Raw genomic sequence first — 25638 nt, forward strand, 5'->3', positions numbered from 1 at the left:
GACCCGCGACGCAGCTCCCGGAGGACCGGGAGGGGTGCGAAAGAGCGCTCTGACTAACCGCTCTTTTCCCGATTGGCAAGGTCCGGCTCGCCGGTATTTTGGGGCATTTCCGCACCTCTGTTCGTCATTCCGGGGCGCGACGAAGTCGCGAGCCCGGAATCCATAACCACCAACGGGGGTTATGGATTCCGGGCCCGACCCTTCGGGTCGTCCCGGAATGACGGAAGGAATGGAGATCGCCCCGCTCGTTCACTCGGCCGCTGGCCGGCTACGCCCTGGCCCGCTCGTTGCGGATGGAGAGCAGTTCCACGGGGCGATCGGGGATGACGATCCGGAAGGTGGCGCCGATAGTGCCTTCGACCAGGTGGATGTCGCCGCCATGGGCGCGAACCAGCTCCGCGGCGATGGCAAGGCCCAGCCCGCTGCCGCCGGGGCGACCGGAGGTCTGGAACGCCTCGAACAGGTGCTCCCTCGTCCTCTGGGGGACGCCGGGGCCGGTGTCGGAGACCTCGATGATCGCGACGGCGCCTTCTCGTTTCCCGGTGATCCGGATCTGCTGGACGCGGCCCTCACCCGAGGCGTGGCTTTCGAGCGCCTGGGCGGCGTTGCGGACGAGGTTGAGCAATACACGGAACAGCTGGTCGGGATCGGCATCGACCGCAAGCCCGCGCTCGATCGCGGCGACCCAGGCGATCGAGACATCGTTGGCGAGCCCCGCGGTCTCGCGCACCTCCATCACGACCGGCTCGATCAGGATCATTCGGCGGTCGGGCGCGGCCTCCTGGGCGCGGCCGTAGGACAATGTCGACTGGCAGAAGGCGATGGCGCGCTCGAGCGAGCGCACGAGCTTGGGCGCAAAGCGCTGCACCCGCGGATCCGGCACGCTGGCGAGCTGGTCCGACAGGAGCTGGGCCGAGGCGAGCAGATTGCGCAGATCGTGATTGATCTTGGAGACGGCGAGGCCGAGGGCGGCGAGCCGGCTCTTCTGATGCAGCATCGACATCAGATCGCGCTGCATGTCCGACAATTCCCGCTCGGCTACCCCGATCTCATCGCTGCGCTGGCTCGGCACGATGATCCCGGCCGAACTCTCGGGGTTCTCATGGAAGCCGACAAGGCTCGCCGTCAGCCGCCGCATCGGCCGTACGAAGAGATAATGGAGCGCGAGATAGACGAGACCCGCAGTCAGCACCGCGATGATCAGCGCGACCACCACGAGGTTGCGGGAGAAGCGGTACATCTGCTGCCGCAGCGGCAGCTCGTCGGTGACGATCTCGATGAACTGGGCATTGCCGACCCCGGGTCCGACGATGCGAATTGCCTGGTTTCCGGTCTCCAGCATCATCCGGAACGAGCCGGTGATCGCCTCCCAGGCCGTCATGTCGCGCAGGTCGATGTCATGCTCGAGGGCGGACGGGATGTTGTCGCTGGCGAGCAGACGGCGCTGCTGGCCCATCTTGATGGCGACGGCACGGGCGTTGATGCTTTTCAGGATCTGGCGCGACAGCGAATCGGGAACCATGCCGAGCGGCGCCGCATCCAGCACCAGCGCCGCCGTGTTGGCCGCCGCAACGCGGTCGTTCAGCCGGTTGACCCAGAAATTGGCGATGGCCGGCACGTAGAGCAGCACGGCGGCGATCATCACCAGGGGAATGGTGAGCAGCAACAGCTTGCCAGACAGCCCGAGCCCGCGCGTCCCGCGGGGGCGCATCGCCGGCTGGTCCGGCTGATCCAGATCCTGGATCGGCTGGCGATCTGTGGCTACCACGAAATTCGCCCCTGTTGGCCTTGGCTGATGGAGGATGCGGCCCGCCCGGAGTGCGGTCAAATTACGGATCGCTAATCTACCGAGGTGGGATGTATGCGCTGATATCGCGAGTCGCCACCTCGAGGGTTAAAAACCCCGCACAAACAGCGATATTCACCGGAATCGCGCGCTTGTGCGGCGTTGACGAAAAGAAGACGCTCCCTTATAAGCCGCGCAAATTGTCCGCGATGACCCGGTGCGACACCGGGAGCGGCTCTCTTGGGGCCGGAAAAAGGCCCGTTTTGGGCCGCATCTTCCGGACTTTACCATCAATTCTACAGGCAAATTGCCCGGTCAGCGGAGAAAAACCCGTGAAGCGGACTTATCAACCCAGCAAACTGGTGCGCAAGCGCCGTCACGGCTTCCGCGCCCGCCTCGCCACTGCCGGCGGCCGCAAGGTCCTCGCCGCCCGCCGCGCCCGCGGCCGCAAGCGTCTGAGCGCCTGAGTCGGCCTCCCTTTTGGGATTTCATCATGGATCGGCTGAGGCAGCGGGCGGATTTCCTCGCCGTTGCCAATGGCGCGCGGGTGAATAGTCCCGCGTTCGTCCTGCAAAGCCGTCGCCGCGATGACTTTGGTCCGATCCGGATCGGCTTCACCGTCACCAAAAAGAACGGCAACGCCCCAGAGCGCAATCGCATCCGGCGCCGGCTTCGCGAATTGGTGAAGCGGCTCGATCCGGTGTCGATGCAGCCTCATCATGACTATGTGCTAGTCGGACGAAGGGACGCGCTCTCGCGCGACTTCGCCACCATGCTCGACGATCTGCGCATAGCGTTCACGAAGCCCGCGCGGCATACGGCCAAAGCGCGCGGCCAGAGGCCCGGCCCCGCTCCCGCTGCCAGCCGCAAACCGGATTGATGACGAGACATTCGAGATGACCGATAATCGCAATACCATCCTCGCCGTCATTCTGTCCGGCCTGGTGCTGATCGCCTGGCAGTATTTCTACAACGTGCCGCAGATGGAGAAGCAGCGCGCCCAGCAGCAGGCGCAGACCGAGCTCCAGAAGACCACGCCGCAGCCGACGGCCTCGGCGACACCCGGCACCGCGCCGCAGCCGGGCAGCGTGACCCAGCCGGCAACGCCGGGCGCGAGCCAGCAGGCCCAGCCGGTCGTCGCCCGCGAGGCCGCCATTGCAGCCAGCCCGCGCGTGAAGATCGAAACCCCGCGCATCGCCGGCAGCATCTCGCTGAAGGGCGGCCGGATCGACGACATCGCGCTGGTGCAATTCCGCGAAACGGTCGACCCGAAGTCGCCGCCGATCGTCCTCTATTCGCCTTCGGGCACAGCGGAGCCCTACTACGCCGAGTTCGGCTGGGTGGCGGCGACGGGCGTGACAGCGAAGATGCCCGATGCCCAGACCGTCTGGCAGCAGGACGGCAGCGGCAGCCTGACGCCGACGACGCCGGTGGTGCTGAAATGGGACAACGGCGAGGGCCTCACCTTCCGCCGCACCATTGCCGTCGACGACCACTATCTCTTCACCGTCAAGGACGAGGTGAGCAATGTCGGCAACGCGCCGGTCACGCTCTATCCGTTCGCGCTGATCTCGCGCCACGGCGCGCCGCAGGTGTCGGGCTATTACATCCTGCACGAGGGCCTGATCGGCTATCTCGGCGACCAGGGCTTGCAGGAATACGCCTACAAGAAGATCGACGAAGCCAAGGCGGTGAACTTCAAGGTCACCAATGGCTGGCTCGGCATCACCGACAAGTACTGGGCCTCGGCGCTGCTGCCGGACACCAATGCCCAGCTCCAGGCGCGCTTCTCGTCGAACCCGGTCGGCAACGTCCACACCTACCAGACCGACTACCTGCTCGATCCCGTCACCGTCCCGATCGGCGGCACCGGCACGGCGAACGCGCGGCTGTTCGCCGGCGCCAAGGAAGCCGGCGTCGTCGGCGTGTTCCCGTTCGCCGGGCTCGGCGGCTACAACAAGGAGCTCGGCCTCAATCATTTCGATCTGCTGATCGACTGGGGCTGGTTCTACTTCATCACCAAGCCGATGTTCCTCGGGCTGGACTTCTTCTTCCGTTTCTTCGGCAATTTCGGCATCTCGATCCTGCTCGTGACCGTGATCGTGAAGCTCTTGTTCTTCCCGCTTGCGAACAAGTCCTACGCCTCGATGGCGAAGATGAAGTCGATCCAGCCGCAGCTTATGGCGCTGAAGGAGCGCTATCCCGACGACAAGGTGAAGCAGCAGCAGGAGATGATGGAGATCTACCGCAAGGAGAAGATCAATCCGGTCGCCGGCTGTCTTCCCGTGCTGATCCAGATCCCGGTGTTCTTCTCGCTCTACAAGGTGCTGTTCGTCACCATCGAGATGCGGCACGCGCCGTTCTACGGCTGGATCAAGGACCTCTCGGCGCCGGATCCGACCAATTTGTTCAACCTGTTCGGGCTGCTCCCGTTCGATCCGACCACGATCCCGGTGTTCGGCCATTACCTCGCGCTGGGCATCTGGCCGATCATCATGGGCATCACGATGTGGTTCCAGATGAAGCTGAACCCGACGCCGCCGGATCCGACGCAGCAGCTCATCTTCAACTGGATGCCGCTGATCTTCACCTTCATGCTGGCGGGCTTCCCGGCGGGCCTCGTGATCTACTGGGCCTGGAATAACCTGCTCTCGGTAATCCAGCAGAGCTACATCATGCGCCGCAACGGCGTGAAGGTGGAGCTGTTCGACAATCTCAAGGCGACGTTCGCGCGGAAGGCGACGTAGCCTCACGCGAGCGTTCCCGGTCATGCGGGCGCAAATGCCTCCACATCGTCATGCCCGGGCTTGTCCCGGGCATCCACGTTTTGGAGGGTGCCATGCGGACGGACGTGGATGGCCGGGACAAGCCCGGCCATGACGCGAGGATAGACTTTCATATGACAGACAAGTCAGACGACAAGCTGATCGAGGCCGGGCGAAAGCTGTTTGCCCGCGACTGGCAGTTCATCTGGGCCTCGCCCTCGATCGCCACGCTGCCGCCGATGGCGGGGCTGGAGATCGCCTTTGCCGGCCGCTCCAATGTCGGCAAGTCCAGCCTGATCAACGCGCTGACGGGGCGCAATGGCCTGGCGCGCACCTCGCATACGCCGGGCCGCACCCAGGAGCTGATCTTCTTCGAGGTGCCCGGGAAAAGCGACCTGCGCCTCGTCGACATGCCCGGCTACGGCTATGCCAAGGCGCCGAAGAGCCAGGTCGCGTCCTGGACCGAGCTGATCCACAAATTCCTGCTCGGCCGCGCCTCGCTGGCGCGCGTCTACGTGCTGGTCGACGCGCGGCACGGCCTCAAGGACGTCGATCTTGAAGTGCTTGGGACGCTCGACCGTTCCGCCGTCAGCTACCAGATCGTGCTGACCAAGACAGACCAGGTGAAGGCCTCCGAGCTGCAGGCGCGCATCGCCGAGACCGAGGCCGCGCTGGCCAAGCATCCGGCCGCGTTCCCGACCGTGCTCGCGACCTCGTCGCGCAGCTCGACCGGCATGGAGAGCCTGCGCGCCGCGATGGCGAAGCTCCTGGAAGAGCGGAGCAAGTAATGGTGGCCCATCGCCTCCTGATCGGGCTTGCCGGAATGATGGGCGCCGCCGGCGTCGCGCTGGCCGCCGCCTCCGCCCACGGCGCGGATGCGAGCCGGCTGGCGTCGGCGAGCGCCATGCTGCTGTTTCATGCAACAGCCATACTTGCCGCCGTCGCGCTGCTCGCGCGCGGCCTTCTGCATGGCGGAATTTGCCTCGTTGCCACGTTCGGCTTCGTGATCGGCGCCGCGCTGTTCGCGGGCGACCTCACCTTGCGGCAATATGCGGGTCACGCGCTGTTTCCCTACGCGGCGCCGACGGGTGGAATGGTGATGATTGCGAGCTGGCTCGCGGTGACGCTGGCGGCGGTCGCGGCGAACAGGTAGCGCGCCTCTTACCCTCCCCTGGAGGGTAAAAAGGAACGCCACACTTTGCGCCGCGCCCGGCAATCGGATAGAACGCGCACCGACCGTCCCGCCAGCGAGACCGCGACATGACCGACATCTCTCCGCTCGACCAGGCCCGCATCCTGTCCGAAGCGCTGCCGCACATGCAGCAGTATGACGAGGAAACCATCGTCATCAAATATGGCGGCCATGCCATGGGCGACGAGGCAACTGCGAAGAACTTTGCCCGCGACATCGTGCTGCTGGAGCAGACCGCGATCAATCCGGTGGTGGTGCATGGCGGCGGCCCACAGATCGCGACCATGCTCAAGCGCCTCGGCATCGTCTCGGAATTCGCCGCCGGCCTGCGCATCACCGATGCTGCGACCATCGAGATCGTCGAGATGGTGCTGGCCGGCTCCGTCAACAAGCAGATCGTCGGCTACATCAACGAAGCGGGCGGCAAGGCCGTCGGGCTGTCAGGCAAGGACGGCAACATGGTGAAGGCGTCGAAGACGACGCGCACCATCGTCGATCCGGGCTCGAACATCGAGAAGGCGATCGATCTCGGTTTCGTCGGCGACCCGGAGAAGGTCGACCTCACGCTGCTCAACCAGCTGATCGGCTACGAGCTGATCCCGGTGCTGGCTCCGCTCGCGACCTCGCAAGACGGGCAGACGCTGAACATCAACGCCGACACCTTTGCGGGCGCCGTCGCGGGCGCGCTGAAGGCCAAGCGCCTCCTGCTGCTCACTGACGTACCGGGGGTGCTCGACAAGTCGAAGAAGCTGATCCCGCAGCTCTCGGTCAAGGACGCGCGAAAGCTGATCGCCGACGGCACCATTTCGGGCGGCATGATCCCGAAGGTCGAGACCTGCATCTACGCGCTGGAGCAGGGCGTGCAGGGCGTCGTCATCATCGACGGCAAGATGCCACACGCCGTGCTGCTCGAGCTCTTCACCAACCAGGGCACGGGCACGCTGATCCACAAGTGACGCGGAAGACGCCACGCACGAAAGCCGTCATGCCCGGGCTTGTCCCGCCTGCGCGGCCGAAGCCGCTTCGGCGCGGCGAAGGCCCGGGCATCCACGACCTTTCCTCTCTTGGCAAACGCGTGGATGGCCGGGACAAGCCCGGCCATGACGAATGGAGAGAACGACGAACCAGCCGCCCGCCTCTCACGCGCTTCCTGATGACGCTGCCGGCAGCGATCGTCTCGTTCCTGTTCTCCTCCGCGCCGGCCTTTGCCGACCTCAAGATCTGCAACCGCATGTCCTATGTCGTGGAGGCCGCGATCGGCATCGACGACAAGGCGGCGACCGCGACGCGCGGCTGGTTCAGGATCGATCCCGCCAGCTGCCGCGTGGTGGTGCAGGGCACGCTGACGGCCGACCGCATCCTGCTCAATGCCCGCGCGCTCGGCGTCTACGGCGCTTCCCCGATCCCGCAGAGCGGCCGCGACATGCTGTGCGTCGCACAGGACAATTTCGTCATCGCCGCGGCGCGACAATGCCGCAGCGGCCAGACCCAGGCCGCGTTCACGCAAGTGACTCCGACGCAAGGGGCGGATGGCAACCTCGTTGCCTATCTCGCCGAGGATTCCGAATATGACGACGAGCAGGCGCGCCTCGCCGGCATCCAGCGGCTGCTGGTGATCGCAGGCTACGACGCAGCGCCGATCGATGGCGTCGACGGGCCGAAGACGCAAGCCGCGCTGGCCGCCTTCCTGAAGAGCCGCGGATTGCCGTCGGACGTCGTGGCCTCGCCGAACCTGTTCAAGACCATGGTCGACGCCGTGCAGACGCCCTCTGCGACCGGCCTCACCTGGTGCAACGACACGCCGCACAGGGTGATGGCCGCGATCGCGACCGATGACGGCAAGTCCGTGACGAGCCGCGGCTGGTATCGCATCGATCCCAAGACCTGCCTGCACCCCGATGTGACCGGCCAGCCCAAGCAGATCTTCAGCTTCGCGGAAGCGGTCGACGCCGACAACCGAATCGTCAAGCTGAAGGATCGGCCGCTGAACTGGGGCGGCGACAGGCAGCTCTGCACGCGCGAGACCAAGTTCGAGACGAGCGAGCAGACCGATTGCGGCGCGCGCGGATTTACGCCGACGGGCTTTGGCGCCGTGGACATGTCGAGCGGCGGCAAGACGCTGCGCTTTGCGGTGCCGTGAGTGAGAGAGCTGTGATGACCCCGCCCCGCACCTTCGCGCATGTCGACACCTGGGTGTTCGACCTCGACAACACGCTCTATCCGCATCACGTCAATCTGTGGCAGCAGGTCGATGCGCGGATCGGGGAGTTCGTTTGCAGCTGGCTGAACGTCGGCCCGGAGGAAGCGCGGGCGATCCAGAAGGACTATTACCGGCGCTTCGGCACCACGATGCGCGGCATGATGACCCTGCATGGCGTCTCCGCCGACGACTATCTCGCCTACGTCCACAAGATCGACCACTCGCCGCTGGAGCCGAATCCGGCGCTCGGCGCTGCCATCGCAAAGCTGCCGGGCCGCAAGCTGATCCTCACCAACGGCTCGGTCGACCATGTCGACGCGGTGCTGGCGCGGCTCGGCTTCGCCTCGCATTTCGACGGCGTGTTCGACATCATCGCCGCCGAATTCGAGCCCAAGCCGGCGCCGCAGACCTACCAGAAATTCCTCAGCCAGCATGCGGTCGATCCGACCCGCGCCGCCATGTTCGAGGACCTCGCCCGCAACCTCGCCGTCCCGCACCAGCTCGGCATGACCACGGTGCTGGTGGTACCGGATGGGACGAAAGAGGTGGTGCGCGAGGACTGGGAACTGGAGGGCCGCGACGCCGCCCATGTCGACCACGTCACGGACGATCTGACGGGGTTCCTGGCGGCGCTGCGGTGAGGCCATAGCGGGTCAACCAGGCATCGTCATTCCCGGGCGCCCGAAGGGCGGATCCGGAACGACGGTGGAGTATGCCCGGGACAAGCCCGGCAGAGGCGAATGTGCGCTTGACTTGACCTTTCCAAATCCCGAAAAAGCGCCCCAATCCACCAAAATTCCTGCTCCCTAGAGGAAATTCCGATGTCCCTTGCAGCCCTCGAATCCAGCATCAACAGCGCCTTCGAGGCGCGCGACGGCATCTCGACCACGACCAAGGGCGAGGTGCGCGAGGCCGTGGACCAGTCGCTGGAGATCCTCGACAAGGGCGAGGCGCGCGTTGCCGAGCGCGGCGCGGACGGCAAGTGGAAGGTCAATCAGTGGCTGAAGAAGGCCGTGCTGCTGTCCTTCCGCCTCAACGACATGGGTGTCATTCCCGGCGGCCCCGGCAAGGCGACCTGGTGGGACAAGGTGCCATCGAAGTTCGAGGGCTGGGGCGAGAACCGTTTTCGCGACGCCGGTTTTCGCGCGGTGCCGGGCGCCATCGTCCGCCGCTCGGCCTTCATCGCCAAGAACGTCGTCTTGATGCCGTCCTTCGTCAATCTCGGTGCCTACGTCGATGAGAGCACGATGGTCGACACCTGGGCCACCGTCGGCTCCTGCGCGCAGATCGGCAAGCGCGTGCACATCTCGGGCGGCGCGGGCATCGGCGGCGTGCTCGAGCCGCTGCAGGCCGAGCCCGTCATCATCGAGGACGATTGCTTCATCGGCGCGCGCTCCGAGGTCGCCGAAGGCGTGATCGTGCGCAAGGGCGCGGTGCTGGCGATGGGCGTGTTCCTGGGCGCCTCGACCAAGATCGTCGACCGCGAGACCGGCGAGATCTTCATGGGCGAAGTGCCGGAGTATTCCGTCGTGGTGCCCGGCGCGCTGCCCGGCAAGCCGATGAAGAACGGCCAGATCGGCCCGAGCACCGCATGCGCCGTGATCGTCAAGCGCGTCGACGAACGCACGCGGTCCAAGACCAGCATCAACGAGCTGCTGCGGGATTGATCCGACGCGCATGACCGATGCCCTGTCCATTGCCCGCGATCTCATCCGCTGCCCCTCGGTGACCCCGGCCGATGCCGGCGCGCTCGGTGTGCTTGAAAAAGCCCTGACCGCAGCCGGCTTCACCTGCCACCGCGTAACCTTCAGCGAGCCGGGCACCGCCGACGTCGAAAATCTCTACGCGCGGATCGGCACGGAAGGTCCGCACATCACCTTCGCCGGCCACACCGACGTGGTGCCGCCTGGCGACGAGAGTGCCTGGAGCGTCGGCGCATTCTCCGGTGAGGTGAAGGACGGTGTCCTGCACGGCCGCGGCGCGGTCGACATGAAGGGCGGCATCGCCTGCTCGGTGGCTGCGGTGCTGGAGCATCTCGCGGCCAATGGCGGCAAGCCGCGTGCGGACGGAAAAGGTTCGATCTCGTTCCTGATCACGGGCGACGAGGAAGACGTCTCCGTCAACGGCACCGTCAAGCTGTTGAAATGGGCCGCCGAACGCGGCGAGACATTCGACCATTGCGTGCTCGGCGAGCCGTCCAATGTCGAGACGCTCGGCGACACCATCAAGGTCGGCCGCCGTGGCTCGCAATCCGGCACGCTCTATGTCGACGGCGTGCAGGGCCATGTCGCCTATCCGCACCGCGCATCAAATCCTGTGCCTGACATTTCGCGGCTGATCGTGGCGATCTCCGACGAGCCGCTCGACCACGGCAGCGCGCAGTTCCAGGCCTCCAATCTCGAATTCACGTCAGTGGACGTCGGCAACAAGGCGTTCAACGTCATCCCCGGCGAGGCCCGCGCAAGATTCAACATCCGCTACAACGACAACCACACGCAGGCGAGCCTGCGCGAGCTGGTCGAGGCCCGCCTCGCCAAGGCCTGCGGCAACCGTATCAAGGCCCGCATCGTCTGGGAGCCGTCGAACTCCAACGTGTTCGTGACCAAGCCCGGCCCCTTCACCGAACTTGCGGTGTCCGCGATCGAGGAGGTGACTGGGCGCAAGCCGGAGCTGTCGACGAGCGGTGGGACCTCGGATGCGCGCTTCATCTCCAGCTATTGCCCCGTGATCGAGTTCGGCCTGGTCGGCCAGACCATGCATCAGGTCGACGAGCGCGTGCCGGTGACGGATCTGGAGAAGCTCACGAAGGTGTATCGCGGGATCCTGACGCGGTATTTCGGGTAGTCGCGAACCGCTGCCAAACCCTCCGCCGTCATGCCCGGGCTTGTCCCGGGCATCCACGTTCTTTGCCGCCCGCTGACAAGAAAGAACGTGGATGGCCGGGACAGGCCCGGCCATGACGATGTGGTGAGAGCTTGGGTCACCTCACTGGACAATCGTGTCGTAGAGATCCTGCCATTCCGGATTATCCTTCAAGATCAGCCTGACCTTCCACGTCCGCGACCAATGCTTGATGTTGTGCTCGCGCTGGATTGCGGTTTGAATGTTGTCATAGCGCTCGAAATAAACGAGCAGCTTGACGCCGTACTTCTTGGTGAAGCCAGGCACGAGTCCATTTCGATGCTCGTAGATGCGACGAATGAGGTCGCTGGTCACACCGACATACAGAATGCCATTCGGCGCGCTCGCCAGGATGTAGACCCATCCGCCATGCATGGTTGCATGTTGACGCACGTGGATGGCCGGGACAAGCCCGGCCACGACGCCTGTGTCGGCATCAGCCGCTAATAATCCACCTTCATCAGATACAGTCCCTCCGGCGGGGCGACGACGCCGCAGGCGGCGCGGTTGCGGGCTGCGAGGGCGGCGGAGAGATCGTCGGCGGTCCAGCGCCCCTCGCCGACCCAGACCAGCGATCCCACCATCGAGCGCACCTGGCTGTGCAGGAACGAGCGCGCCGAAGTGAGAATCGTGATCTCGCGGCCGTCGCGCAGCACGTCGAGCTGGTCGAGCGTCTTCTCGGGCGACTTGGCCTGGCACTCGGTGTCGCGGAAGGTGGTGAAATCGTGCTTGCCGAGCAGGCGCTGCGCCGCCGCGTGCATCGCGTCGGCATCGAGCTTGCGCGGCACGCGCCAGGCGTGGCCGGCGTCGAGCGCGAGATTGGCGCGGGTGTTGACGATGCGATAGCGGTAGTGGCGCTTGACTGCCGAGAAGCGCGCTTCGAAATCGTCGGGCACGATCTCCGCCTCGAGCACCGCGATCGGATGCGGGCGCAGATGCGCGTTGAGCCCGTCGCGAAAACGGCCCGGCGGAAACTGCTTGTCGACGTCGACATGGGCGACCTGGCCGCGCGCATGCACGCCGGCATCGGTGCGGCCGGCGCCGTGCACGCGCAGATCCGCCCCGGTCATCGCCTTCACCGCAGCCTGCAGCGCGCCCTGCACCGACGGCAGCGTCTCCTGCACCTGCCAGCCGAAGAACGGCGCGCCGTCATATTCGATGGTGAGCTTGTAGCGGGGCATCAACCGAACCGCATCGGCGGGCTCACGGGCACGCCGCGCAGGAAGTCGGCGGCCTGCATCCGGCCCTTGCCCTCGCGCTGGAGCTCGATGATGCGGATCGCGCCCTCGCCGCAGGCAATGGTGAGGAGGTCGTCGAGCACCGCGCCCGGCTCGCCCGCGCCTTGCGCGAGCTCGCAGCGCAGGATCTTGACGCGCGCATCCTCAAGCTCGCTCCAGGCGCCGGGAAACGGCGACAGGCCGTGGATGTGGCGCAGCACGGCGCGCGCCGGTCTGGTCCAGTCGATCCGCGCCTCGGCCTTCTCGATCTTGGCGGCGTAGGTGACGCCGTCCTCGCCCTGCTTCTCGAGCTGGAGCTCGCCACGTTCGAGCGCGGCCATCGCGCGCACCATCAGATCGGCACCCAGCCGGGACAGGCGATCGTGCAAATCGAGCGCAGTCATGCTGTCGGTGATCGCGATGCGCTCGGCCATGGCGACGTCGCCGGTGTCGAGGCCGACATCCATCCTCATCACCATCACGCCGCTCTCGGCATCGCCGGCCATGATCGCGCGGTTGATGGGCGCGGCGCCGCGCCAGCGCGGCAACAGCGAAGCGTGCAGATTATAGCAGCCGAGCCTGGGGGCATCCAGGATCGCCTGTGGCAGGATCATGCCGTAGGCGACGACGACGGCGGCATCGGCATCGAATGCGCGAAACTCTTCCAGTGCCTCCGGCGTCCTCAGCGTCTTCGGCGTCAGCACGGGAATGCCGAGCTTTCGCGCAGCTTCCTCGACCGGCGTCGGCTGCAATTGCAGGCCGCGCCGCCCGCCCGGCTTCGGGGTGCGGGTGTAGACCGCCACGATCTCGTGGCCGTGCGCGACGAGCTCGAGCAGCGTCGGCACGGAGAAATCGGGCGTGCCCATGAAGATGAGGCGAAGGGGCATGTGGCGAGACAATCCTCGAAAAACGAGCAAGGTACTCGTCATGGCCGGGCTTGTCCCGGCCATCCACGTTCTTCCTGCTCGGAGCGACAAAGAACGTGGATGCCCGGCACGAGGCCGGGCATGACGGCGGAGGACGTGGCCTACTCCGCCGCGCGCTTGGCGGCTTTCTCGAACTTCTTCATCACGCGGTCGCGCTTGAGCTTCGACAGGTAGTCGACGAACAGGACGCCGTTGAGATGGTCGATCTCGTGCTGGATGCAGGTGGCGTAGAGGCCTTCGGCGTCCTCCTCGTGCACCTTGCCGTCGAGATCGGTGAAGCGCACGCGCACCTTCGCGGGGCGCTCGACCTCCTCGTAATATTCGGGAATCGAGAGGCAGCCTTCCTCGTAGACCGAGAGTTCCTCGGAGGAAGCGAGGATCTCGGGATTGATGAAGACGCGCGGCTCGCGCTTGGTCTCGCCGCTCTCGTCGCGCTTGGCGAGGTCCATGGTGATCAGGCGCAAGGGCTGCGCGACCTGGATCGCCGCGAGGCCAATGCCGGGCGCGTCGTACATGGTTTCGAACATGTCGTCGGCAAGCTTGCGGATCTCCGACGTGACCTTCTCGATCGGCTTGGAGACCAGGCGCAGCTGCTTGTCCGGCAGGATGATGATTTCTCGTAGGGCCATGGCCGCGATTTAAGACGCTCGCCGGATGCGGTCAATGCGGCCAGGAACCCCGTTAACCCTCCGCTAACCATAAAACTTCAGGTTTCGTTAACCATAACAATTAACGGAGCATTCACCAAAAATGTTCGCTATTCGTTCGTGCGCCATGGCGAATCGGCTAGAAGGGTCGGCATGAACGACATCATCTTCATCCTCGGCGAGTGGCCGGTGCGCGTCGTGGACGCGCTGATCGGCTTCGGCGCCCTGGTTCTCATCCTGCTGGTGGTGATTGCGGTCGTGATCGCGCGATCCGGGCGGCGCGGCGCGGAACTCGCCATGGCCAACGCCATCCGGGCCGACGAGCTCGAGGAACGTTTGAGCGAGGTGCTGCGGGCGCAGAGCGAGTCGTCGGGCCGGGTCGATGCCATGACCCAGGCTCTGGCCGGCCGTCAGGCCGAGATGGCGCGGGCGGTGAACGAGCGGCTGGATTCGGTGACCCACCGCGTCGGCCAGTCCATGGAACACTCCACCCGCAACACCATGGAGAGCCTGCGCGCCCTGCACGAGCGGCTCGGCATCATCGACAGCGCGCACAAGAACCTCACCGACCTCACCACCCAGGTGACCACCTTGCGCGACGTGCTGGCCAACAAGCAGTCGCGCGGCGCGTTCGGCCAGGCGCGGATGGAGGCGATCGTCCAGGACGGGTTGCCGAAGGGTGCCTACGAGTTCCAGTTCACGCTCTCCACCGGCAAGCGCCCGGACTGCGTCGTGTTCCTGCCCGATCAGCGCCCGCTTTGCATCGACGCCAAATTTCCGCTGGAAGCAATGACCGCGCTGCACGACGCCCGGACCGACGAGGAACGGCGAATCGCCACACAACGACTGCGCGGCGACGTGATGAAGCATGTCAGCGACATCGCAGAAAAATATCTCGTCGCCGGCGAGACCCAGGAGATGGCGCTGATGTTCGTGCCGTCGGAATCGGTCTACGCCGAGATCCATGACGGTTTCGACGACGTGATCCAGAAGGCCTATCGCGCCCGCGTCGTGCTGGTGTCGCCCTCGCTGCTGATGCTCGCAATCCAGGTGATGCAGCAGATCATGAAGGACGCGCGCATGCGCGATGCCGCCGACCAGATCCGCACCGAGGTGATCAAGCTCGGCGACGATTTGGGCCGGCTGCGCGACCGCGTGCTGAAGCTGCAGAAGCATTTTGCCGACGTCAACGAGGACGTCCGCCAGGTGCTGATCTCCGCGGACAAGATCGAAAAGCGCGCGGGACGAATCGAGGAGCTCGATTTCAGCAAGAGCGACACGCCGGAGGCTCCGCGGCTGGTTGCGACAGCCGCGCCGGAGCTGTTCCCGCGGAAGCTCCAGGCTGGGGAGTAGAATCCTAGCGCGCTGTCATGCCCCGCGCAGGCGGGGCATCCAGTATGCCGCGGCGGTCGCGATTAACCGAGGCGCTGGTGATTACTGGATCGTCCGCCTTCGCGGACGATGACATCGAGAGGTGGAGAGAGCATCCGCCCCACCGAGCTCGCAAGAGTCTTTTCCTCCAGAATCTGCTAACACCGCCCCATGACCGCACCCGACGCGACTTCGCCCGCCGCAAGCTCGGCCCCTGCGCCCTCCTGGCGCGACAGCCTTGCCGTTTACCTGCAGCCGCGGGTGCTGATCGTGCTGTTTCTCGGCTTCTCGTCGGGGTTGCCGCTGGCGCTGTCGGGATCGACGCTGCTGGTATGGATGGCCGAGGCGGGGGTCGATCTCGGAACGATCGGGCTCTTTGCACTCGTTGGAACACCGTACACGCTCAAGTTCCTGTGGGCGCCTCTGGTCGATGCGCTGCATGTCCCGTTCTTCACGCGCACCTTCGGCCGCCGGCGTGGGTGGCTGGTGTTTTCGCAGCTGCTGCTGATCGGCGCGATCCTGCTGTTGGCGCTGACCGATCCGGCGCGCTCGCCGCTGTTCGTTGCGCTTGGTGCGCTCCTGGTCGCGACGATGTCCTCGACGCAGGACATCGTCGTCGATGCATTCCGCGTCGAGAGCCTGCCCGAAAGCGAGCAGGCCGCCGGCATGGCCGCCTATGTCGCGGCCTATCGCATCGGCATGCTGATATCGACCGCGGGCGCCTTGTTCATCGTCACCGGCTTCGAGGCGATCGTCCCGCGTGGCGCCGCCTGGATGTGGGGCTATGTGGTGATGGCGGCTCTGGTGCTGATTGGCACGGTGACGGCGCTGGCCGCCACCGAGCCCGCACAATCCAAGCGCGCCGAGGCGGCCACGCAGAACGAGGACGCGCTCATGCGGGTGTTCCATGCCGCGATGGGCGCGTTCTCGGAATTCCTGAGCCGCAAGGAAGCATGGGCGGCGCTTGCCTTCGTCGTGCTGTTCAAGTTCACCGACGCGTTCTCCGGCAACATGACCGTGCCGTTCGTGATCGACATCGGCTTCACGCGGAACGACTACGCGGTGATCGTGAAGGGCGTCGGCATCGCAGCGACCTTGGCCGGAGGGTTTGCCGGCGGCTTCGTGGCACGGCGCTATTCGCTCGCAACGAGCCTGTGGATCGGCGGCATCGTACAGGCAATCTCAAACCTGTCGTTCTCGTGGCTGGCACTCGTCGGCGTCAATGAATGGGCGCTGACCCTCGCAATCACCTCCGACAATTTTTGCAACGCCATCGGCACCGTGATCTTCGTCGCCTATCTCTCGGCGCTGTGCCAGAACCCGCTGCACACCGCGACCCAATATGCGCTGCTGACGGCGCTCGCCGCCGTGGGACGCACCTACCTGTCATCGGGCGCGGGCTATCTGGCGAAGGCGACGGGCTGGCCGATGTTCTTCGCGATCTCCGTCCTCGTCGCCATCCCCAGTTTGATGCTGCTGGCTTACTTGCAGAAGCGTGACCATTTCGACACGTTGGAGCAGGTGCGAGTGTAGAACTCACCTCTCTCGTTCGTCATTGCGGGCGAAGCGAAGCAATCCAGACTGTCACCGCAGGGGCAGTCTGGATTGCTTCGTCGCAAGGGCTCCTCGCAATGACGACGGAGAGAGCTTCCGTCCTCTACTGCTTCCTGATCAAGCTCCACTTCGTGATCACGGCCTCGCTCATCTGGCCGGCGTCGCTGGCGCAGGCGATCTCGTCGACCTTGACCGAGATCTCCTTGCCGACGAACGATTTCAGCTGTGCAGCCTGCGCATCGGTGGAGGTGACGAGCTGGAAGGTCTCCGGGCCGGTCTCGAGATTGCACAGCCCGTTCGGCGGCGGCAGGCGGCGCGGCTCGGAGGTGATCTGGTAGGTCGCGACGCGCTTGCCGTTCTTGACGTCGCGGACCTTCATCGCGTTCAGTTCGCCTGAGAGCACGTCGCCGGTGTTGATCGGCTTGCCGGGCTTGGACGGCGGCGGCGTCTCGTCGCCCTGCTGCGCGGAGATGGCCGGGCTCACCAGCATCGTCATCATCGCGACCAAAGCCAGTCGTGTGGCGAAAAGTTTCGTCATGTCGTCCGTTCCGTAAAGTCTGGATGGCTAGAACAGGGTGCGCTGCCGCATCGCAGCCGATAGCGTACCTTCATCGAGATAATCAAGCTCGCCGCCGACAGGAACTCCATGGGCGAGCCGCGTCACCTTCACATTGGCGTCCTGAAGCAGGTCGGTGATGTAGTGCGCCGTGGTCTGGCCGTCCACGGTCGCGTTCAGCGCCAGGATGATCTCGTGCACCTGCGAATCATGCGCGCGCGCCACCAATGCGTCGATGGTGAGGTCCTGCGGGCCGACGCCGTCGAGCGGCGACAATGTCGCGCCCAGCACATGATAGCGCCCCTGGGTGGCATTGGCCCGCTCCAGCGCCCAGAGGTCGGCGACGTCGGCGACGACGACGATGATGGAGGGATCGCGCTTCGGATCGGTGCAGACCGTGCAGGGATTTTGCGTGTCGATGTTGCCGCAGGTCTTGCAGACCTGGACCTTGTCAAGCGCGACCTGGAGGGCGGAAGACAGCGGCATCATCAGCGCTTCGCGCTTCTTGATCAGATGCAGCGCAGCGCGCCGCGCAGAGCGCGGACCGAGGCCCGGCAGCCGTGCGAGCAGCTGGACCAGCCGCTCGATTTCAGGACCTGCAACCGCGCCCATCTGCTCCAAGCCATGCCGAAATAGGGTTGCCTCGCCGCGGCAACGACGGCGGCAAACCTCTCCCAAAGGGAGAGGTCGCGCCGAAGGCGCGGGTGAGGGGTTCCGCACCATCACGGGACGTGAGCCCCCTCACCCGATTTGCACCGGACGATGCTTCGCATCGCCAGGAGCAAATCGACCTCTCCCCGTTGGGGAGAGGTGGGACGAAACCGCGAACGAATTCCAACAACGAGAAAATCCTGTTACTGGCCGAACAACCCCGGCGGCAGGCCGAGCCCGCCGGTGAGGGCCTGCATCTTCTCCTGCATGGCGGTCTCGGCCTTGCGGCGGGCATCACTGAGCGCGGTGACGAGCAGGTCTTCCAGCACCTCGCGCTCTTCCGCCTTCATCAGCGAGGGATCGATCTTGATGCCCTTGACGTCCATCTTCGCGGTCATGCGCACGGCGACGAGCCCGCCGCCGGAGATGCCTTCGACCTCGACGTTGGCGAGCTGCTCCTGCATCTCCTGCATCTTGGATTGCAGCTGCGCCGCCTGCTTCATCATGCCGAGAAAATCAGCCATTGGTGCGTGTCCTTGAAAGAGGCTCAGAGATCGTCGCCGTCGGAACCGTCGGGCGGATCGTCACTGCCATAGTCGGCGTTAATATTGGTTTCCGGCGCCTCGGGGGCAAGCCTGCGGACCTCGACGACCTTTGCTCCGGGAAAGCGCGACAGCACCTCCTGCACGCGCGGATCGGCTTCCGCGGTACGGGCATGCTGCTGCTTGGCCGCTTGGTTTACCGAGCGCAGCGTCGGCTGGCCCTGCTCGTTGGAGACGATCACGGTCCAGCGGCGGCCGGTCCACAGCTCGAACTTCTTCGCGAGCTCGGAGATCATGGTCTTGGAGGCGTTGGGCTCGAGCGCGACTTCCAGCCGGCCCTCCTCGAAACGGACGAGGCGCATGTCGCCTTCGAGCGCGCTCTTGGTCATGATGTCGCGCTTCTGCCCGGCGAGCGCGACGAGCTGGTTGAAGCTGGTGACACGCAGCTGCGGTGCCGCGGCTTGCGGATCCGGCGCGGGGGCCGCCATCTGCGGCCGGGCCGCGCCACCGCCGAACGAAGAGGGCGAGGAGGTTGGCATGCGAACAGGAGCCGCGGACGCAATTGGCGCCGAAGGCGCGCTGCGCGCCGCACTGCCGCCGCTCAAGACCGGTGAGCCGCCGCCGTTCTGCTCCAGCATCCTGATCGCTTCGTCCGGCGTCGGCAGGTCGGCGACATAGGCGATGCGGACCAGCACCATCTCGGCGGCGGCCGCAGGACGCGTCGCACCCTGCACCTCGGTGATGCCCTTGAGCAGCATCTGCCACATCCGCGACAGCACGCGCATCGAGATCTTCGCGGCGAAGTCCCGCGCGCGGACCCGCTCGGTCTCGCCATAGGCGACGTTGTCGGCGGTCGCCGGCACGATCTTCACGCGGGTGACGAAATTGACGAACTCGGCGAGGTCCGAGAGCACGACGATGGGATCGGCGCCGACGTCGTACTGCTCGCGGAACTCCCTGAAAGCGGCGGCGATGTCGCCGCGCACCAGCGAATCGAAGAGATCGATGACGCGGGTGCGGTCGGCGAGGCCCAGCATCTGCCTGACCGCGTCGGCCTTCACCTGCCCTGCCGCATGCGCGATCGCCTGGTCGAGCAGCGACAGCGAATCACGCACCGAGCCTTCGGCGGCGCGCGCGATGATGCCGAGCGCCTCCGGCTCGATCTCGACGTTTTCCTTGGCCGCGATGTTGGCAAGGTGCTTCATCAGCACGTCCGCCTCGACCCGGCGCAGGTCGAAGCGCTGGCAGCGCGACAGCACTGTGACCGGAACCTTGCGGATTTCCGTGGTCGCGAACACGAACTTGGCGTGCTCCGGCGGCTCCTCCAGCGTCTTCAGGAAGGCGTTGAAGGCCGCCGTCGACAGCATGTGGACTTCGTCGATGATGTAGACCTTGTAGCGGGCGCTGGCGGGGGCATAGCGCACGCTGTCATTAATCTGCCGGACGTCGTCGACGCCGGTGTGCGAGGCGGCGTCCATCTCCAGCACGTCCATGTGACGGCTTTCCATGATCGCCTGGCAGTGCACGCCCAAGGTCGGCATGTGGATGGTCGGGCCCTTCACCGAACCATCAGGCATCTCGTAGTTGAGCGCGCGGGCGAGGATGCGCGCGGTGGTGGTCTTACCGACACCGCGGACGCCGGTGAGGATCCAGGCCTGCGGAATGCGCCCGGTCTCGAACGCATTGGAGACGGTGCGGACCACCGCCTCCTGGCCGATCAGGTCGTCAAAAGAGGAAGGGCGGTACTTGCGCGCCAGCACCCGATAGGGTGTGCCCGGCTGGGCACCGAGGGCAAAGCCAGCCTGGCTGGCGCTATCGGGATTAGGAGGGGCGCCGGCGTCGGTCATCGGTCGATCCGCAATGAAATCTCTCTCGGCCGGCTCTTGCGGAAAGGAGCGCGCTGGCGGGACGACCGCCGGCGCAATTCGCTCGAAAAAACAGGTAGGAGACTGACGAGCGACCCGATCCGGACCTCGTTAGGGCTGCTTCCTTCCGGACCTGACCCGGTTGGCGAGTGGCTCGTCCACCGCCAATCTCCCGGTCCCTATTTGGGGCCAAAGGGAGCGGAAAGCAAGCGGGCTGTATGGCTGTTCCCCAAGGCGCCGGACAGACGGGCGGCCTGGCCGATCGCGGCCAGCCCGGCCGGATTGGCATGCCCGCCCCGATGCAACGGCGTATCACGGTTATTGTCCGGGGCCGTGCTGTCTGCGACGGTAGGAATCATCACGAGAAGGTCTTCATGCCCGAACCCGCCTGGTCGCTGCACTCCCGCCTGAAAGAGGATACCATCGACATCGGCGATCTGCCGCTGTCGAAGGTGCTGGTCATCAAGGACGCGCACTATCCCTGGCTGCTGCTGGTGCCGCGACGGCCCGACGCGGTCGAGATCATCGATCTCGACGAGGTGCAGCAGGCGCAGCTGATGACGGAGATCTCCCGCGTCTCGCGTGCGCTGAAGGAGATCACCAGATGCGACAAGCTCAATATCGCCGCGCTGGGCAACCTCGTGCCGCAGCTGCACGTTCACATCATCGCGCGCCGGACCAGTGACGCGGCCTGGCCGCGGCCGGTGTGGGGCGTCATGCAGCCGCTGGCGCACGATGCCACTGAAGTGCAGAATTTCATCAGCGCGCTTCGCCGCAAGATCTGGTTGGGTTGAAAGAACGAGAAATGTCAGCATTCGACGCGTTTCCTCTTGGGCAGCCGGCCTTCGTCACCAACATCCTCGACCGCGCCGCGCATCTGCGCCGCGACGACGAAAAGCTGTTCGCGCTGGAGCAGAAGCCGTCATCGCGCGCCTATGTGGTCTATCGCGACTCGCTGCTGGTGAAGCGCGAGGGCGAGAAGGTGCGCGCGCTGCTCTCGATCGAGGAGGCGCTGAAGTGCGGCGCCAATCCTGGCACGATCTTCTTGGGCCTGCGCGATGGCGCGGCCGTGTTCGGGATGGGACTATCGCAGGCCGCCGCCGAGAAGCTGATCGGCCGGGACGACCACACCATAACCGAGCTGCGCGGCATGGCGATGCAGGGGGCGCTTCCGCCACAGGAGCTGTCGGCGATCGCGATGGCGAAGTCGATGGTGAGCTGGCATCAGCGCCACGGCTATTGCGCCAATTGCGGCACGCGTACCGCGATGAAGGAAGGCGGCTGGAAGCGCGATTGCCCGGCCTGCAAGGCCGAGCATTTTCCGCGCACCGACCCGGTCGTGATCATGCTGGTCGCCTCCGGCGACAAGTGCCTGCTCGGCCGCCAGAAGCAGTTTCCGCCCGGCATGTATTCCTGCCTCGCCGGCTTCGTCGAGGCGGCCGAGACCATCGAGGACGCGGTGCGCCGCGAGATCCTGGAAGAGTCCGGCATTCGCTGCACCGACGTGCAATATTACATGACCCAGCCCTGGCCCTATCCGTCATCGCTGATGATCGGCTGCAGCGCACGGGCGCTGAACGAGGACATCGTCGTCGATCGCATGGAGCTGGAAGACGCGCGCTGGTTCACGCGCGAGGAGGCGGCCCTGATGCTGACTCGGACGCATCCCGACGGGCTCGCCGGCCCACATCCCTTCGCGATCGCTCATCATCTGCTCGGCCGCTGGGTGCACGACAAGAGCAGCGCCTGAGCTGAGACCATCGATGGCCGGGATCGCGCCGCGCATCCTCTGCATCGGCATGCCGGTGCGGGACCTGATCTTTCGTGTCGAGGCCGTGCCCGAACGCGGCAGCAAGGCCAACGCCGGCGATCTCGCAGAGATCTGTGGCGGCAACGCGCTCAATGCGGCGATCGCCATCGCGCGGCTCGGCGGCCGGGTCGCGTTCACGGGGCCGATGGGCGATGCCGGCGAGACGTCAAGCGGCTTCATCCTTCAACGGATGGCGCAGGAGGGCATCGACATCACGCACATCGTGCGCATGCCGGGCCTGACCACGCCGATCTCGGCGATCATGATCGAGCCCTCGGGCGAGCGGACACTCACCATCTATCGCGACCCCGGCCTGTGGCGCACGAAGCTGCCCGACGCCGACGAATTGCTCGCCGACTGCCGGGCGGTCCTCGTCGAGAGCCGCTGTGCTGCGTTCGCAACCTCCCTCTGCGTCGAGGCACGGCAGCGCGGCATTCCCGTCATCGTCGGCGTCGATCGCGCGATGTCGTTGCAGGATGGCCTGCTCACCGCCGCCTCGCATCTGCTGTTCGCCAGCGCGCAGCTGCAGGAGACGGCCGATATCGCCGGCGACGGCGAGGCACTGAAGCTTCTGGCCGGGCTGACGCCGGCCTTCATCGCGGCCACGAACGGCCCGCATGGCACGACCTGGCTGAACGAAAAGGGCCAGCTGGAAGAAACTCCGGCCTTCCCGGTCCAGGCGGTCGATACGCTTGGCGCCGGCGATGTCTTCCATGGTGCCTTCACGCTTCGCCTCGCCGAGGGCGAGGGGGCGCGCGAGGCGCTGCGATTCGCTGCGGCCGCCGCAGCACTGAAATGCACCCGCCATGGCGGCGGCCTTGCCGCCCCACAACGCATTGAAGTTGAAGACTTTTTACGGGACCGGCCCTAGAGCAGCTCCACTGCTCCGCGAAGATTATAGGCTTGCCGTGGAAGGATCTTCTCTATATCAGGGAAATCAGCCCCTTAAATGAAACAAAGTTCTTCAAATGACTGATGTCGCCGCTCAGGTTCCCGAGACCAGCCGCCGCCTCGATGCCATCGACCGCAAGATCCTGATGGTCCTTCAGGAGGACGCCTCCCTCTCGGTCGCCGAGATCGGCGACCGCGTCGGCCTGTCCTCGACCCCCTGCTGGAAGCGCATCCAGCGCCTGGAGGCCGACGGCGTGATCATCAAGCGCGTGGCGCTGGTCGACCAGAACAAGATCGGGCTCGGCATTTCCGTGTTCGTGTCGGTGGAGAGCGCCGATCACTCGGACGCCTGGCTGAAGCGGTTCGCCGAAGCCGTCAGCGCCATGCCGGAGGTAATGGAGTTCTATCGCATGGCCGGCGACGTCGACTACATGCTGCGCGTCGTGGTCGCGGACATGCAGGCCTATGACGTGTTCTACAAGAAGCTGATCAGCGCGGTGCCGCTGAAGAACGTCACCTCGCGCTTCGCGATGGAGAAGATCAAGTCCGTTACCGCGTTGCCGATTCCCGCGGTGGTGACGGCCTGACGCCTGGACCTCCGGTCCTGATCTCGTCAGAACCGGAGCTCCAGATTCTTGTTCTGACGCGTTTTCTTGACGCGAGCCGGTAACCACTTCGCTCGAGAACGCTCTAGACTGGCTGAAACACCGGCAGGGTGACGCTGACGCGCGTGCCTCCGTCCGGGGGCGCGCCGATCGCGATCGTCCCGCCATGGGCCTCGACCAGGCTGCGGACAACGGCGAGACCAAGTCCGGCGCCGCCGGTTGCGCGATTGCGCGACTTCTCCAGCCGGTGGAACGGCTCGAGCACGGTCTGACGCTGATCGGCGGGAATCCCGGGTCCCTCGTCGCCGATCGACACGACGACGGCACCGTCCTTCAGGGCCGTGCGCACATGCGCGGCATGGCCATAGGCGAGCGCGTTGTCGATGATGTTGGCGAAGACCCGTCGCAGGGCGAGCCGGTCGCCGAGGACGACGACGTTGCGCGCACGCTCGTCCGTGACCAGATCGACCGCTGAGCCCTGAAGACGCCGGTCGTTCACTTCGACGGCTACCAGCGCGGCGAGCTCGACCATCTCCTGTGACAGTCCGCCGGCACCCGCCCGCGTTGACAGCAGCGCGTCATCGAGCAGGCGGATCATGTCGTCGATATCGGCGACCGCCCGCTGCCGCTCGGCATCGTCGGGAATGTGCTCGACGCGCAGCCGCAGCCGTGTCGCAAAAGTCCTGACGTCGTGGGCGATGCCGCCAACCAGCGTCATGCGCGCACGCAGCATCTCGGCAAGCCGCCCCTGCAAGCGGTTGAACGCGGCGATGACCGCGCGGATCTCCGGCGCGCTGCGTCGCGCATCCGGCAGCGGCGGCGGATCGGCCGACAGGTCAACGCGATCGACGGCGGCAGCGAGCCGCGCCAGCGGCCGCGTCTCGCGCTGCATGACCAGCAGCGCCAGGAGCGCCACGATCGAGCCGAACAGGCCCGCGCCGAAGCCGACGGGCAGGCCGAACGGGGTCACCGGCAGGCGGGTATAGGCGTCGATGACCAGCAACTCGCCGCTGCGCAGGCCGATGCGGAATTCGATCGCATTGGCCATCAGCCGCGCGAGGCGGGGAAACACCCGGCTGCCCCGATGATCGGACGGCGGCACGATCTCAACGGGGCGGCCCGCAAGGCCGGCCGCATAGGTCTCGCGCAGTTCCTGCTGCTCTGGCGGCGTCTCGCCGCCGACCGGCGCGCCCGACGGCACGATGCGCACGGTGAACTGCGGCGAAGACACCGCATCGAGCACGGCCTGCCGTGAACCGGCGTCCGTTCGCTCCAGGAGCGTGGCCAGCGCATCAAGACGCGCTGGCGAAGGCCGTGTCAGCTCGTTTTCGCGGAGGGTTGTCCGGTAGAAGATCGCGACGACCACGGTAGTCACCAGGGTAATCCCCACCAGTCCGATCAGGGCGAGCCGCGCGGCGAGCGTCACGCGCAGCATCACGACACCTGCTTGACGGTCGCGGTGAACAGATAGCCGCCGTTGCGCACCGTCGTGATCAGGTTGGAGCCGGGACTTGCACCGTCGAGCTTGCGGCGCAGCCGCGAGATCAGCATGTCGACGGTGCGGTCGAACGGCTCGGCCGAACGTCCGCGGGTCCAGTCGAGGATCTGGTCGCGCGTGAGCACCCTTCGCGGCCGCTGCACGAAGCAACCGAGCAGGTCGAACTCGGCGCTGGTCAATTGCAGCTCCGGCGCCTCGGCCTCGGTCGTCTCGACACTGCGCGCATCGAGATCGACGACGAAGCGGTCGAAGGCAAAACGCCGGACCAGCGGCTTTGCCGGCGCCCCGTTGGCACGGCGCAGGATGGCGCGAACCCGCGCCAGCAGCTCGCGCGGACCGAACGGCTTCGTCAGGTAATCGTCTGCGCCCATCTCGAGGCCGACCACGCGATCGATCTCGTCGCTCTTGGCGGTCAGCATCAGGATCGGGATGGCATCGTCGGCGCGCAAGCGGCGGCAGATCGAAAGCCCGTCCTCGCCCGGCAGCATCAAATCGAGGATGACGAGGTCGGGCCGCAGGCGCTGGAGCATCGAATCCATCGCCTTGCCGTCGGCGACGCAAGCGACCTCGAACCCCTCGCGCCGCATGAAGTCGGCAACGAGGCGGCTGATCTCGGGATCGTCCTCCACCATGAGGATCGTGGCTGCTTGCATACTCATGG

27 protein-coding genes and 1 other RNA gene are annotated in these 25638 nt (G+C 65.8%); 16 read left to right on the forward strand and 12 right to left on the reverse strand.

The window, feature by feature from the left end; genetic code table 11:
* Positions 1 to 268: 268 nt before the first annotated feature.
* Positions 269 to 1711 carry an ATP-binding protein gene (locus ACM42_RS07105; protein WP_442868905.1) on the reverse strand — a complete coding sequence of 481 codons (1443 nt, stop codon included), beginning with the start codon at positions 1709 to 1711 and terminating at the stop codon, positions 269 to 271.
* A gap of 407 nt (positions 1712 to 2118) precedes the next feature.
* Here ACM42_RS07105 and rpmH point away from each other — a divergent pair, with 407 nt between their 5' ends.
* From rpmH to dapE, 10 genes are all read left to right on the forward strand, one after another.
* Complete coding sequence (gene rpmH, locus ACM42_RS07110; protein ID WP_008542748.1) at positions 2119 to 2253, forward strand: 50S ribosomal protein L34; 135 nt, start codon at positions 2119 to 2121, stop codon at positions 2251 to 2253.
* Between the two features lie 26 nt (positions 2254 to 2279).
* Positions 2280 to 2666, forward strand: a complete 387-nt coding sequence (gene rnpA / locus ACM42_RS07115; RefSeq protein WP_061879588.1) for a ribonuclease P protein component — start codon at positions 2280 to 2282, stop codon at positions 2664 to 2666.
* 16 nt (positions 2667 to 2682) lie between these two features.
* A complete protein-coding gene (gene yidC / locus ACM42_RS07120; protein ID WP_271527218.1) occupies positions 2683 to 4533 on the forward strand; it encodes a membrane protein insertase YidC in 1851 nt (616 codons plus the stop codon).
* A 152-nt stretch (positions 4534 to 4685) separates the two neighbouring features.
* On the forward strand, positions 4686 to 5339 hold the full coding sequence (gene yihA / locus ACM42_RS07125; RefSeq protein WP_271527219.1) for a ribosome biogenesis GTP-binding protein YihA/YsxC: 654 nt from the start codon (positions 4686 to 4688) through the stop codon (positions 5337 to 5339).
* Positions 5339 to 5704: a DUF423 domain-containing protein gene (locus ACM42_RS07130; protein ID WP_271527220.1), complete on the forward strand. Its 366-nt coding sequence runs from the start codon at positions 5339 to 5341 to the stop codon at positions 5702 to 5704. The genes yihA and ACM42_RS07130 overlap by 1 nt, the downstream gene beginning before the upstream one ends.
* Positions 5705 to 5811: 107 nt before the next feature.
* Complete coding sequence (gene argB / locus ACM42_RS07135) at positions 5812 to 6699, forward strand: acetylglutamate kinase (protein ID WP_028176345.1); 888 nt, start codon at positions 5812 to 5814, stop codon at positions 6697 to 6699.
* A gap of 197 nt (positions 6700 to 6896) precedes the next feature.
* A complete protein-coding gene (locus tag ACM42_RS07140; protein WP_271527462.1) occupies positions 6897 to 7883 on the forward strand; it encodes a DUF1036 domain-containing protein in 987 nt (328 codons plus the stop codon).
* Between the two features lie 14 nt (positions 7884 to 7897).
* Complete coding sequence (locus ACM42_RS07145; protein ID WP_271527221.1) at positions 7898 to 8584, forward strand: pyrimidine 5'-nucleotidase; 687 nt, start codon at positions 7898 to 7900, stop codon at positions 8582 to 8584.
* A gap of 180 nt (positions 8585 to 8764) precedes the next feature.
* Positions 8765 to 9610: a 2,3,4,5-tetrahydropyridine-2,6-dicarboxylate N-succinyltransferase gene (gene dapD / locus ACM42_RS07150; RefSeq protein ID WP_271527222.1), complete on the forward strand. Its 846-nt coding sequence runs from the start codon at positions 8765 to 8767 to the stop codon at positions 9608 to 9610.
* 10 nt (positions 9611 to 9620) lie between these two features.
* Positions 9621 to 10787 carry a succinyl-diaminopimelate desuccinylase gene (dapE, locus tag ACM42_RS07155; protein ID WP_271527223.1) on the forward strand — a complete coding sequence of 389 codons (1167 nt, stop codon included), beginning with the start codon at positions 9621 to 9623 and terminating at the stop codon, positions 10785 to 10787.
* Positions 10788 to 10928: 141 nt separating this feature from the next.
* Here the strand turns inward: dapE and ACM42_RS07160 are convergent, their stop codons facing one another.
* The 4 genes from ACM42_RS07160 to def form a co-directional block, all read right to left on the reverse strand.
* Entirely contained in the window at positions 10929 to 11264 is a 336-nt protein-coding gene (locus ACM42_RS07160; protein WP_271527224.1) for a GIY-YIG nuclease family protein, read from the reverse strand.
* Positions 11265 to 11287: 23 nt separating this feature from the next.
* The gene (gene truA / locus ACM42_RS07165; RefSeq protein WP_271527225.1) at positions 11288 to 12025 is read right to left on the reverse strand and encodes a tRNA pseudouridine(38-40) synthase TruA; all 738 of its coding nucleotides are present in this window, start codon (positions 12023 to 12025) and stop codon (positions 11288 to 11290) included.
* Entirely contained in the window at positions 12025 to 12948 is a 924-nt protein-coding gene (gene fmt, locus ACM42_RS07170; protein ID WP_271527226.1) for a methionyl-tRNA formyltransferase, read from the reverse strand. The genes truA and fmt overlap by 1 nt, the downstream gene beginning before the upstream one ends.
* A gap of 140 nt (positions 12949 to 13088) precedes the next feature.
* On the reverse strand, positions 13089 to 13616 hold the full coding sequence (gene def / locus ACM42_RS07175) for a peptide deformylase (RefSeq protein ID WP_271527227.1): 528 nt from the start codon (positions 13614 to 13616) through the stop codon (positions 13089 to 13091).
* Between the two features lie 171 nt (positions 13617 to 13787).
* Between def and ACM42_RS07180 the strand changes: the two genes are divergently transcribed.
* Both ACM42_RS07180 and ACM42_RS07185 read left to right on the forward strand, forming a co-directional pair.
* Positions 13788 to 14987, forward strand: coding sequence for a DNA recombination protein RmuC (locus ACM42_RS07180; protein WP_271527228.1), 1200 nt, complete (start codon positions 13788 to 13790; stop codon positions 14985 to 14987).
* 189 nt (positions 14988 to 15176) lie between these two features.
* Positions 15177 to 16538: an AmpG family muropeptide MFS transporter gene (locus tag ACM42_RS07185; protein WP_271527229.1), complete on the forward strand. Its 1362-nt coding sequence runs from the start codon at positions 15177 to 15179 to the stop codon at positions 16536 to 16538.
* 124 nt (positions 16539 to 16662) lie between these two features.
* Here ACM42_RS07185 and ACM42_RS07190 read toward each other — a convergent pair whose 3' ends face one another.
* The 5 genes from ACM42_RS07190 to ffs all read right to left on the reverse strand — a co-directional run bounded on the left by ACM42_RS07190 (position 16663) and on the right by ffs (position 20346).
* Positions 16663 to 17097: a hypothetical protein gene (locus ACM42_RS07190; RefSeq protein WP_271527230.1), complete on the reverse strand. Its 435-nt coding sequence runs from the start codon at positions 17095 to 17097 to the stop codon at positions 16663 to 16665.
* Positions 17098 to 17124: 27 nt separating this feature from the next.
* Positions 17125 to 17727: a recombination mediator RecR gene (gene recR, locus ACM42_RS07195; protein ID WP_271527231.1), complete on the reverse strand. Its 603-nt coding sequence runs from the start codon at positions 17725 to 17727 to the stop codon at positions 17125 to 17127.
* Between the two features lie 242 nt (positions 17728 to 17969).
* Positions 17970 to 18290 carry a YbaB/EbfC family nucleoid-associated protein gene (locus tag ACM42_RS07200; RefSeq protein ID WP_028176358.1) on the reverse strand — a complete coding sequence of 107 codons (321 nt, stop codon included), beginning with the start codon at positions 18288 to 18290 and terminating at the stop codon, positions 17970 to 17972.
* A 23-nt stretch (positions 18291 to 18313) separates the two neighbouring features.
* Positions 18314 to 20155, reverse strand: a complete 1842-nt coding sequence (locus tag ACM42_RS07205; RefSeq protein WP_271527234.1) for a DNA polymerase III subunit gamma/tau — start codon at positions 20153 to 20155, stop codon at positions 18314 to 18316.
* Between the two features lie 94 nt (positions 20156 to 20249).
* Positions 20250 to 20346, reverse strand: an RNA gene (gene ffs / locus ACM42_RS07210) — signal recognition particle sRNA small type.
* A 201-nt stretch (positions 20347 to 20547) separates the two neighbouring features.
* On the opposite strand from ffs, the gene ACM42_RS07215 reads away from it, so the two are divergent.
* From ACM42_RS07215 to ACM42_RS07230, 4 genes are all read left to right on the forward strand, one after another.
* Positions 20548 to 20967, forward strand: coding sequence for an HIT domain-containing protein (locus tag ACM42_RS07215; RefSeq protein WP_199751774.1), 420 nt, complete (start codon positions 20548 to 20550; stop codon positions 20965 to 20967).
* An 11-nt stretch (positions 20968 to 20978) separates the two neighbouring features.
* Positions 20979 to 21923 carry an NAD(+) diphosphatase gene (gene nudC, locus ACM42_RS07220; protein WP_271527235.1) on the forward strand — a complete coding sequence of 315 codons (945 nt, stop codon included), beginning with the start codon at positions 20979 to 20981 and terminating at the stop codon, positions 21921 to 21923.
* Positions 21924 to 21936: 13 nt separating this feature from the next.
* Complete coding sequence (locus tag ACM42_RS07225; protein WP_271527236.1) at positions 21937 to 22854, forward strand: sugar kinase; 918 nt, start codon at positions 21937 to 21939, stop codon at positions 22852 to 22854.
* Positions 22855 to 22951: 97 nt separating this feature from the next.
* Positions 22952 to 23461 carry an Lrp/AsnC family transcriptional regulator gene (locus ACM42_RS07230; protein WP_131871818.1) on the forward strand — a complete coding sequence of 170 codons (510 nt, stop codon included), beginning with the start codon at positions 22952 to 22954 and terminating at the stop codon, positions 23459 to 23461.
* A gap of 103 nt (positions 23462 to 23564) precedes the next feature.
* Here the strand turns inward: ACM42_RS07230 and ACM42_RS07235 are convergent, their stop codons facing one another.
* Positions 23565 to 24914, reverse strand: coding sequence for a sensor histidine kinase (locus ACM42_RS07235; RefSeq protein ID WP_271527237.1), 1350 nt, complete (start codon positions 24912 to 24914; stop codon positions 23565 to 23567).
* Positions 24914 to 25636: a response regulator gene (locus ACM42_RS07240; RefSeq protein ID WP_271527238.1), complete on the reverse strand. Its 723-nt coding sequence runs from the start codon at positions 25634 to 25636 to the stop codon at positions 24914 to 24916. The genes ACM42_RS07235 and ACM42_RS07240 overlap by 1 nt, the downstream gene beginning before the upstream one ends.
* Positions 25637 to 25638: the final 2 nt, after the last annotated feature.

It is taken from the genome of Bradyrhizobium sp. CCBAU 25338, from assembly GCF_028128965.1.
GTDB classification, from domain to species: Bacteria; Pseudomonadota; Alphaproteobacteria; order Rhizobiales; family Xanthobacteraceae; genus Bradyrhizobium; species Bradyrhizobium liaoningense.

What these genes read in the sequence shown, in the direction of transcription:
- ACM42_RS07230 (WP_131871818.1), top strand. Translation starts at nt 22,952, where the DNA reads ATGACTGATGTCGCCGCTCAGGTTCCCGAGACCAGCCGCCGCCTCGAT.
- fmt (WP_271527226.1), bottom strand. Translation starts at nt 12,948, where the DNA reads ATGCCCCTTCGCCTCATCTTCATGGGCACGCCCGATTTCTCCGTGCCG.
- rnpA (WP_061879588.1), top strand. Translation starts at nt 2,280, where the DNA reads ATGGATCGGCTGAGGCAGCGGGCGGATTTCCTCGCCGTTGCCAATGGC.
- ACM42_RS07185 (WP_271527229.1), top strand. Translation starts at nt 15,177, where the DNA reads ATGACCGCACCCGACGCGACTTCGCCCGCCGCAAGCTCGGCCCCTGCG.
- ACM42_RS07130 (WP_271527220.1), top strand. Translation starts at nt 5,339, where the DNA reads ATGGTGGCCCATCGCCTCCTGATCGGGCTTGCCGGAATGATGGGCGCC.
- yidC (WP_271527218.1), top strand. Translation starts at nt 2,683, where the DNA reads ATGACCGATAATCGCAATACCATCCTCGCCGTCATTCTGTCCGGCCTG.
- ACM42_RS07215 (WP_199751774.1), top strand. Translation starts at nt 20,548, where the DNA reads ATGCCCGAACCCGCCTGGTCGCTGCACTCCCGCCTGAAAGAGGATACC.
- nudC (WP_271527235.1), top strand. Translation starts at nt 20,979, where the DNA reads ATGTCAGCATTCGACGCGTTTCCTCTTGGGCAGCCGGCCTTCGTCACC.
- ACM42_RS07200 (WP_028176358.1), bottom strand. Translation starts at nt 18,290, where the DNA reads ATGGCTGATTTTCTCGGCATGATGAAGCAGGCGGCGCAGCTGCAATCC.
- ACM42_RS07190 (WP_271527230.1), bottom strand. Translation starts at nt 17,097, where the DNA reads ATGACGAAACTTTTCGCCACACGACTGGCTTTGGTCGCGATGATGACG.
- ACM42_RS07225 (WP_271527236.1), top strand. Translation starts at nt 21,937, where the DNA reads ATGGCCGGGATCGCGCCGCGCATCCTCTGCATCGGCATGCCGGTGCGG.
- dapE (WP_271527223.1), top strand. Translation starts at nt 9,621, where the DNA reads ATGACCGATGCCCTGTCCATTGCCCGCGATCTCATCCGCTGCCCCTCG.
- ACM42_RS07205 (WP_271527234.1), bottom strand. Translation starts at nt 20,155, where the DNA reads ATGACCGACGCCGGCGCCCCTCCTAATCCCGATAGCGCCAGCCAGGCT.
- ACM42_RS07105 (WP_442868905.1), bottom strand. Translation starts at nt 1,711, where the DNA reads ATGCGCCCCCGCGGGACGCGCGGGCTCGGGCTGTCTGGCAAGCTGTTG.
- argB (WP_028176345.1), top strand. Translation starts at nt 5,812, where the DNA reads ATGACCGACATCTCTCCGCTCGACCAGGCCCGCATCCTGTCCGAAGCG.
- ACM42_RS07145 (WP_271527221.1), top strand. Translation starts at nt 7,898, where the DNA reads ATGACCCCGCCCCGCACCTTCGCGCATGTCGACACCTGGGTGTTCGAC.
- ACM42_RS07240 (WP_271527238.1), bottom strand. Translation starts at nt 25,636, where the DNA reads ATGAGTATGCAAGCAGCCACGATCCTCATGGTGGAGGACGATCCCGAG.
- def (WP_271527227.1), bottom strand. Translation starts at nt 13,616, where the DNA reads ATGGCCCTACGAGAAATCATCATCCTGCCGGACAAGCAGCTGCGCCTG.
- ACM42_RS07140 (WP_271527462.1), top strand. Translation starts at nt 6,897, where the DNA reads ATGACGCTGCCGGCAGCGATCGTCTCGTTCCTGTTCTCCTCCGCGCCG.
- yihA (WP_271527219.1), top strand. Translation starts at nt 4,686, where the DNA reads ATGACAGACAAGTCAGACGACAAGCTGATCGAGGCCGGGCGAAAGCTG.
- ACM42_RS07235 (WP_271527237.1), bottom strand. Translation starts at nt 24,914, where the DNA reads ATGCTGCGCGTGACGCTCGCCGCGCGGCTCGCCCTGATCGGACTGGTG.
- dapD (WP_271527222.1), top strand. Translation starts at nt 8,765, where the DNA reads ATGTCCCTTGCAGCCCTCGAATCCAGCATCAACAGCGCCTTCGAGGCG.
- recR (WP_271527231.1), bottom strand. Translation starts at nt 17,727, where the DNA reads ATGGGCGCGGTTGCAGGTCCTGAAATCGAGCGGCTGGTCCAGCTGCTC.
- truA (WP_271527225.1), bottom strand. Translation starts at nt 12,025, where the DNA reads ATGCCCCGCTACAAGCTCACCATCGAATATGACGGCGCGCCGTTCTTC.
- ACM42_RS07180 (WP_271527228.1), top strand. Translation starts at nt 13,788, where the DNA reads ATGAACGACATCATCTTCATCCTCGGCGAGTGGCCGGTGCGCGTCGTG.